This is a genomic window from Streptomyces europaeiscabiei (assembly GCF_001550375.1).
GTDB classification, from domain to species: Bacteria; Actinomycetota; Actinomycetes; order Streptomycetales; family Streptomycetaceae; genus Streptomyces; species Streptomyces europaeiscabiei.
The window spans coordinates 1-2,920 of the sequence record NZ_LRTR01000527.1 but is presented as its reverse complement, the minus strand read 5'-3'; the positions used below and the strand labels follow the sequence as shown (position 1 = coordinate 2,920).

Annotated in this window: 5 protein-coding genes; 3 read left to right on the top strand and 2 right to left on the bottom strand. The window is 72.7% G+C overall.

Going from position 1 to position 2,920, the window contains the following annotated elements; translation table 11 throughout:
- The 3 genes from AWZ10_RS55790 to AWZ10_RS26060 form a co-directional block, all read left to right on the top strand.
- Positions 1-109 (top strand): LPXTG cell wall anchor domain-containing protein (locus AWZ10_RS55790; RefSeq protein ID WP_159058336.1); only part of this gene is annotated, 109 nt, incomplete at its 5' end.
- An 81-nt stretch (positions 110-190) separates the two neighbouring features.
- The gene (locus AWZ10_RS26065) at positions 191-565 is read left to right on the top strand and encodes a DUF779 domain-containing protein (protein ID WP_046705695.1); all 375 of its coding nucleotides are present in this window, start codon (positions 191-193) and stop codon (positions 563-565) included.
- A 57-nt stretch (positions 566-622) separates the two neighbouring features.
- Positions 623-1,849, top strand: coding sequence for a phosphodiester glycosidase family protein (locus AWZ10_RS26060; protein ID WP_244172545.1), 1,227 nt, complete (start codon positions 623-625; stop codon positions 1,847-1,849).
- Positions 1,850-1,852: 3 nt separating this feature from the next.
- Here AWZ10_RS26060 and AWZ10_RS26055 read toward each other — a convergent pair whose 3' ends face one another.
- Both AWZ10_RS26055 and AWZ10_RS26050 read right to left on the bottom strand, forming a co-directional pair.
- Positions 1,853-2,047, bottom strand: a complete 195-nt coding sequence (locus AWZ10_RS26055; RefSeq protein ID WP_060892132.1) for a hypothetical protein — start codon at positions 2,045-2,047, stop codon at positions 1,853-1,855.
- A 117-nt stretch (positions 2,048-2,164) separates the two neighbouring features.
- On the bottom strand, positions 2,165-2,920 hold a 756-nt coding region (locus AWZ10_RS26050; RefSeq protein WP_060892131.1), incomplete at its 5' end, for a phosphatidylinositol-specific phospholipase C/glycerophosphodiester phosphodiesterase family protein.

The following is a 2,920-nucleotide window of genomic DNA, read 5'->3' as shown; positions in this document are numbered from 1 at the left end:
CACGTCCGACTTCCCGGCCTGGACCGCCGCGGGCGGAGTCGCGGCCCTCGTGGGCGGGCTGCTCCTGCTGCGCCGCCGCAACCGCGCCGACGGCCGCCCGGAGAGCTGACCGCTCGCTCCGGAGCACGTCCTGAAGCACGCCCCGGGGCACGCAACGTCCTCGCAACCTGGCGAGGCGTTGACTGCGGTCATGGATGCTGTCCCGCGCGTAGAGCTGACCCCCGCGGCCGCCGATCTCCTTCGGCGGCTGCGGGCGGCCCACGGCCCGTTGATGTTCCACCAGTCGGGCGGCTGCTGCGACGGCAGCGCCCCCATGTGCTACCCGGACGGCGAGTTCCGTACGGGAGACTCGGACGTCCTCCTCGCGGAGCTGACCGTAGACGGGGTCGACGAGGCGATCGGGTTCTGGATGTCCCGCAGCCAGTACGAGGTGTGGAGCCACACCCGGCTGATCGTCGACGTCGTACCGGGCCGGGGCAGTGGTTTCTCCCTGGAAGCACCCGAAGGGGTGCGTTTTCTCACCCGTTCCCGCGTCGTCGGGGCCGAGGCGCCGCCCGGCCGGTAGTCGTCTGGTGCACTTCCCCTGAGTCCTGGGACAGTTGACGAGACATCGGGGGGCGCCGTGACGCGTCGTGCTGGACGGTTCAGAACGGTACTGACGCTTCTGTCGGCGTGGAGTGTGCTGGCCGGCGCGGCCCTCGTGGGGGCGGCACCGGCCAGTGGCGCGCCCAGGGCGGTCACCGTCGCGCCGGGCGTCGAGTACACCCACTTCGACATCCGGGCGGCCATGGGCCTGACGCACGCCCATGTGCTGAGCGTCGACCTGCGCAACCGCCAGGTGGGCGTCGGGCTGCTGTACCCGACGAAGGTGGCCGCGCGGGCGACCGTGTCCCGGCTGGCCACCTCGGCGGGTGCCGTGGCCGGGGTCAACGGCGACTTCTTCAACAACACCGAGACCCAGCACCCCGGTGTCGCGGCCACCGGGGCGCCGGTCGGGCCGGCCGTCGCCGGCGGGCACGCGCTCAAGGCCGCCGTACCGAAGGGCCAGCGTTTCGGCCCGTCCCTGCCGCCCGGCACGAGCACCGAGGACGTACTGGGCGTCACGACCGACGGCACGGCCCGCCTGGACAGCCTCGCCCTCGACGGTTCCGTCACCACCCCCGAGGGTGATCTCCCGCTCCGCGGCCTCAACCAGTACGCCCTGCCCGTCGGTTCCGTGGGGGCGTTCACCCCGGACTGGGGCAGCGTCTCCCGGATGCGCGCCGTCTGCGGCACGGACACCGACCGGGCGGCGCCGTGCAGCACCGACACCCACGAGGTGCTGGTCGAGGACGGCCGCGTGGTCGGCTCGGCAGGCACCCCCGGCAGCGGCGCCATCGCGGCCGGCGCCACCGTCCTCGTCGGGCGCGAGGCGGGCGCCCAGCGGCTGCGCAGGCTCTCCCCCGGCGACTCGGTGGAGGTGCAGCACGTCCTCGTCGCCTCGACCGGAACCCCGTACGCCTTCGCGCTCGGCGGCTACCCGGTGCTGCGGGGCGGCCGGCCGCTCCCCGGCCTCGACGACACGACCTCGGCGGTACGCACCGCCGCGGGCATCGCCGACGGCGGCCACCGCCTCCTGCTCCTCGCCCTGGACGGCGCCGCGGCCTACCGGACCGGTCTCACCATCGCCGAAGTGGCCGACACGCTGAGGGAGTTGGGTTCCGTCGAGGCGTTCAGCCTCGACGGCGGCGGCTCCTCCACGCTGGTCGCCCGCGCGCCCGGCGCGAGCGCGGTCACCGTCCGCAACCATCCGAGCGACGGCGCGGAACGGGCCGTGCCGAACGGCATCGGCGTCTTCACGAAAGCCTGAGCCTCACGGGTTCAGGCTGCTCACGATGTCCGCCGTGGCCGTCAGGCCGTTGTGGATGGTCGGCGCCAGGCTCGTGCCGGCCATGTAGAAACCCAGCAGCACACAGACCGCGGCGTGCGAGAACTTCAGCGCGCCGTTGCGCATGAAGACCACCGTCAGGATCACGAGCAGCACCACCACAGAGATGGAAATGGCCATCGTCAACCTCCTCCGCCACGCCCACTTCGCGGCATTCGGCCGCAAGTGTGGCGTAACGGAGGGTTCGTCCGTGCGGCTGACATGTCCGCCGAACGAGTGGTGTCGACCATGTCGTGCCTACGCCGACCGGTGGGCGTCCAGAAACGCTTCGAGGCCCGCGAGGTCGTCCGTGTTGAGGTGGTCGACGTCGGCCGCGATCAACTCTGCCCACAGCGCGTCCCGCGCCGGGCCCGCCAGATCGGGCGTCGCCCAGAACCGCACCGTCTGCCCGCGCCGGTGGGCCGTCGAGACGATCGTGCGCAGCTTGGCGCGTTCGGCCCGGGGGAACGGACCGACGCCCTGCCAGGTGAAGTTGAGCGTCCAGTTGTCGGAGATCAACGGGATGAAGGAGGCGGGCGCGGGCTTCGCGCTCGCGAGGTCGGTGAGCCGTCCGTCGTAGAAGGCGCGCCGCACCGTCTGCGCCTCCATGGGCACCCGGGCGGCCCGGTCCCCGGAGATCACGGCCGTGACCGCGCCCGGGTACACGCGGCCGTGCGCGAACGTCGTGAACAGGTGCCGGTGGCGCCGCAGATGACGGTCGAGTGCGAGGTACGTCGACGCACCCTCGGTCTTGATGTCGATGAGCAGCCGGAGCGGTCGGCGGTAGCCCCGGTACACCGAGCCGTGGTGGGCGCGGACGCGGGCGGCGAGCGGGCCGAGGTAGAGGGATTCCAGCGTGCGGGTGGGGTCGAGGCCGGCCGGGTCGTGGGCGACGAGGAGTTGGTCGCCGACGAGGAAGACGTCGGCCTCGACGCTGCCGAAGCGGTGGTCGAGAGCGTCGAGGAGGGGGCGCGGATGGTCGTAGTCGTTGTGGGCGTGGGCCCGCCACAACGG

Excerpts from the sequence above, each read along its gene's own strand:
- AWZ10_RS26055 (WP_060892132.1), bottom strand. The coding sequence starts at position 2,047 with ATGGCCATTTCCATCTCTGTGGTGGTGCTGCTCGTGATCCTGACGGTG.
- AWZ10_RS26065 (WP_046705695.1), top strand. The coding sequence starts at position 191 with ATGGATGCTGTCCCGCGCGTAGAGCTGACCCCCGCGGCCGCCGATCTC.